Here is a 3904-nt window from a genome sequence, read left to right on the forward strand (position 1 = left end):
TCAGCCGGCCGGGGTTGACCGGCGAGCGGTTCGTCGCCGACCCGTTCAGCGACGGCGAGCGGTTGTACCGGACCGGTGACGTGGTCCGCTGGTCCGACGAGGGTGACCTGGTCTACCTCGGCCGCGCGGACGATCAGGTGAAGATCCGCGGGTTCCGGATCGAGCTGGGGGAGATCCACGCCGTCCTCACCGCGCACCCCGGTGTCGAGCAGGCCGCCGTCGTGCTCCGCGACGACCGCCTCGTCGCGTACGTCGTCGGCGCCGCCGACGGGCTGCGGGAGCACGCCGCCACGCGACTGCCCGAGTACATGGTGCCCTCCGCGGTCGTCGTCCTCGACGCGCTGCCGCTGACCGTGAACGGTAAGCTCGACCGCAAGGCCCTGCCCGCTCCGGACTTCGCCGCGAACGCCGGCAGCGGGCGCGGCCCCGCCGACGCGCGGGAAGAGCTGCTGTGCCTCGCCTTCGCCGAGGTGCTCGGCGTCGGCAGCGTCGGCGTCGACGACGACTTCTTCGCCCTCGGCGGCCACTCGCTCCTCGCCGTCCGGCTCGTCGAGTGGCTGCGGACACGCGGCCTGGCCGTGCCGGTCCGCGCCCTGTTCGACACCCCGACCCCGGCCGGGCTGGCCGCCGTCGCCACCCGCGTGACCGTCGACGTGCCGCCCAACCGGATCCCCGCCGGCGCGCAGGTCATCACCCCGGACATGCTGCCGCTCGTCGAGCTCACCGGCGACGAGGTGCAGGCGGTCGTCGGCACCGTCGACGGCGGCGCGGCCAACGTCGCCGACATCTACCCGCTCGCCCCGCTGCAGGAGGGGATGCTCTTCCACCACCTGCTGGCGGACGGCGGCGACGACGTCTACGCCGTGCCGCGCGCGTTCGAACTGCCCGACCGTGGCAGCCTCGACGCGTTCGTCGGCGCGCTGCAGCAGGTGATCGACCGGCACGACGTCTTCCGCACCTCCGTCGTGTGGAAGGGCCTGCGCGAGCCGGTGCAGGTCGTGTGGCGGACGGCGGCCTTGCCGGTGACCCAGGTCGACGGGGTCACCGACGCCCGGGAGCTGCTGTCGGTCGCCGGCCTGTCGATGGACCTGCGCCGTGCCCCGCTGCTCGACGTGCACACCGCCGCCCTCGACGGCGGCCGGTGGCTGGCGATGGTCCGCATCCACCACCTCGTCGAGGACAACACGGCGGCGCAGGTCGTCTACGACGAGGTCCGGGCGGTCCTCGCCGGACGCGCCGGCGACCTGCCCGCGCCGCTGCCGTTCCGCGACTTCGTCGCCCGGGCCCGCGCCGGCCTCGCCCGCAGCGACCACGAGGCGTACTTCCGCGACCTGCTCGCCGGTGTCGACGAGCCGACCGCCGCGTTCGGGGTCACCGACGTCCGCGGCGACGGCGCCGGGTCGGTGCGCGCCGGCCAGATCATGGACCCGGCGCTGGCGGCCCGGCTGCGGGACACGGCCCGGCGGCTCGGCGTCAGCCCCGCCACCGTCCTGCACGTCGCCTGGTCGCGGGTCCTCGCCGCCGTCGCGACCCGCGACGACGTGGTGTTCGGGACGCTGCTGTTCGGCCGGATGGACGCCGGCGCCGACCGGGTCGGCCTGTTCATCAACACGCTGCCCGTCCGGGTCCGCACCGGCGACCTCGACGTCGCCGCCGCCGTCACCGCGATGCGCGGGCAGCTCGCCGGCCTCCTCGAACACGAGCACACCCCGCTCGCCCTCGCCCAGCGCGCCAGCGGCGTGCCGGCGAACACCGCACTGTTCAACTCGCTGTTCAACTACCGGCACAACGACCTCGACCGCTCGCACGAGCCCGAGGACGACGCCGGGTCGACCGGCATGCGCCAGGTGTTCCTGCAGGAACGCACCAACTACCCGGTGACGGTCTCCGTCGACGACGACGGCGACGGGTTCGGCGTGGTCGTCGACGCGGTCGCGCCCATCGACCCCGGCGCGGTCGCCCGCATGACCCTCACCGCGGTCGCCGGCCTGGTGACCGCCCTGGAGCACGACGCGCAGAGCCCTCTCGCCGCGGTGCCGGTGCTGGATCCGGCCGACGTCGACCGGCTCCTCACCGACTGGAACACCGCCCCGGTCGAGGTGCCGGAGGTGTCGCTGGGTGCGTTGTTCGCGGCGCAGGTGGCGCGGACCCCGCACGCGGTCGCCGTGGTGTCTGGTGGCGTCCAGGTGTCGTATGCGGAACTGGACGCGCGGGCGGCCAGCCTGGCCCGGCTCCTCATAGCCGAGGGTGTGGGTCCGGAGTCGGTGGTCGCGGTGTGCCTGCCGCGCGGTGTGGACCTGATCGCCGCGCTGCTCGCAGTGTGGAAGGCGGGCGGGGCGTATCTGCCGATCGATCCGGCGCTGCCGACGGAGCGGGCCGCGTTCATGGTCGCGGACGCGGGCGCGCGATGCGTGCTGACCGACCGGCTGGAGACGGCGTTCGGGGTGCCGGTGGTGGACGTCGCCGGGCCGGTCCCGGTCGGTGGCGACGTCGATGTCCCGGTGCTGCCGAGGCATGCGGCGTACGTGATCTACACGTCGGGGTCGACGGGGACGCCGAAGGGCGTGGTGGTGTCGCACCGCAACGTGGTGGCGTTGTTCGCGGCGACTCGTGAGCTGTTCGGTGCTGATGACGTGTGGACGTGGTTCCACAGCTTCTCGTTCGACTTCTCGGTGTGGGAGTTGTGGGGTGCGCTGCTGCACGGCGGCCGGGTCGTCGTGGTGCCGGTGGACGTGTCCCGGTCTCCGCATGAGTTCTGGGAGCTGGTGGTGCGGGAGCGGGTGACGGTGCTGAGCCAGACTCCGTCGGCGTTCTACCAGCTCGCCCCGGCCGCGTCCGACCTGCGCGTGGTGGTGTTCGGCGGCGAGGCGCTGGACCCGGCGCGGCTCACCGGTTGGTGGGACCACGGCGTCCAGCTCGTCAACATGTACGGCATCACCGAGACGACGGTGCACGTCACCTACCGGCCGCTCACCGCGGGCGGGGCCAAGGACAGCGTCATCGGCCGCGGCCTGGCCGGGCTGCGCACCTACGTCCTCGACGACCGGCTCGCACCGGTCCCCGCCGGAGTGGCCGGCGAGCTGTACGTCGCCGGTGAGCAACTGGCGCGCGGCTACCTGGGCCGGGCCGGCCTCACCGCGGGCCGGTTCGTCGCCGACCCGTTCGGCACCGGCGGCCGCCTGTACCGCACCGGAGACGTCGTGCGGTGGACCGCCGACGGCGACCTCGTCTACCTCGGTCGTGCCGATGCCCAGGTGAAGATCCGCGGGTTCCGCATCGAGCTGGGCGAGATCGAGTCCGTCCTCGCGCAGCGGGTGCGGCAGGTGGCGGTGGTCGCCACCGAGGACAAGCGCCTCGTCGCCTACGTGGTCGGCGCGACCGACGGGCTGCGGGAGTTCGCCGCGTCCCAGCTGCCGGAGTACATGGTGCCGTCCGCGTTCGTCGCCCTCGAGACGCTGCCGCTCACCGTCAACGGCAAGCTCGACCGCAAGGCCCTGCCCGCACCGGACTTCACGACCGGGTCCGGCCGCGGACCGGCGAACGCCCGCGAAGAGGTCATCTGCCAGGCGTTCGCCGAGGTCCTCGGCGTCGGCAGCGTCGGCGTCGACGACGACTTCTTCGCCCTCGGCGGCCACTCGCTCCTCGCCGTCCGGCTCGTCGAGTGGCTCCGGGCCGCCGGCGTGTCCGTGTCGGTGCGGGCGCTGTTCGACACGCCGACCCCGGCCGGGCTCGCGGCCGCGGACACCGGCGCGGCGGCGCGGGAGGTCCCGGCGAACCGGATCCCCGCCGGCGCGCAGCGCATCACCCCTGACATGCTGCCGCTCGTCGAGCTCACCGGCGACGAGGTGCAGGCGGTCGTCGGTACCGTCGACGGCGGCGCGGCGAACGTCGCCGACATCTACCC

Annotated in this window: 1 protein-coding gene; it reads left to right on the forward strand. The window is 74.0% G+C overall.

Annotation, left to right across the window (positions count from 1 at the left end; all coding sequences use genetic code 11):
* Window positions 1-3904: amino acid adenylation domain-containing protein (locus AB0I21_RS57110; RefSeq protein ID WP_360574402.1), on the forward strand; the 3904-nt coding region annotated here is incomplete at both ends.

It is taken from the genome of Dactylosporangium sp. NPDC050588, assembly GCF_040654975.1.
Taxonomy (GTDB): Bacteria; Actinomycetota; Actinomycetes; order Mycobacteriales; family Micromonosporaceae; genus Dactylosporangium; species Dactylosporangium maewongense.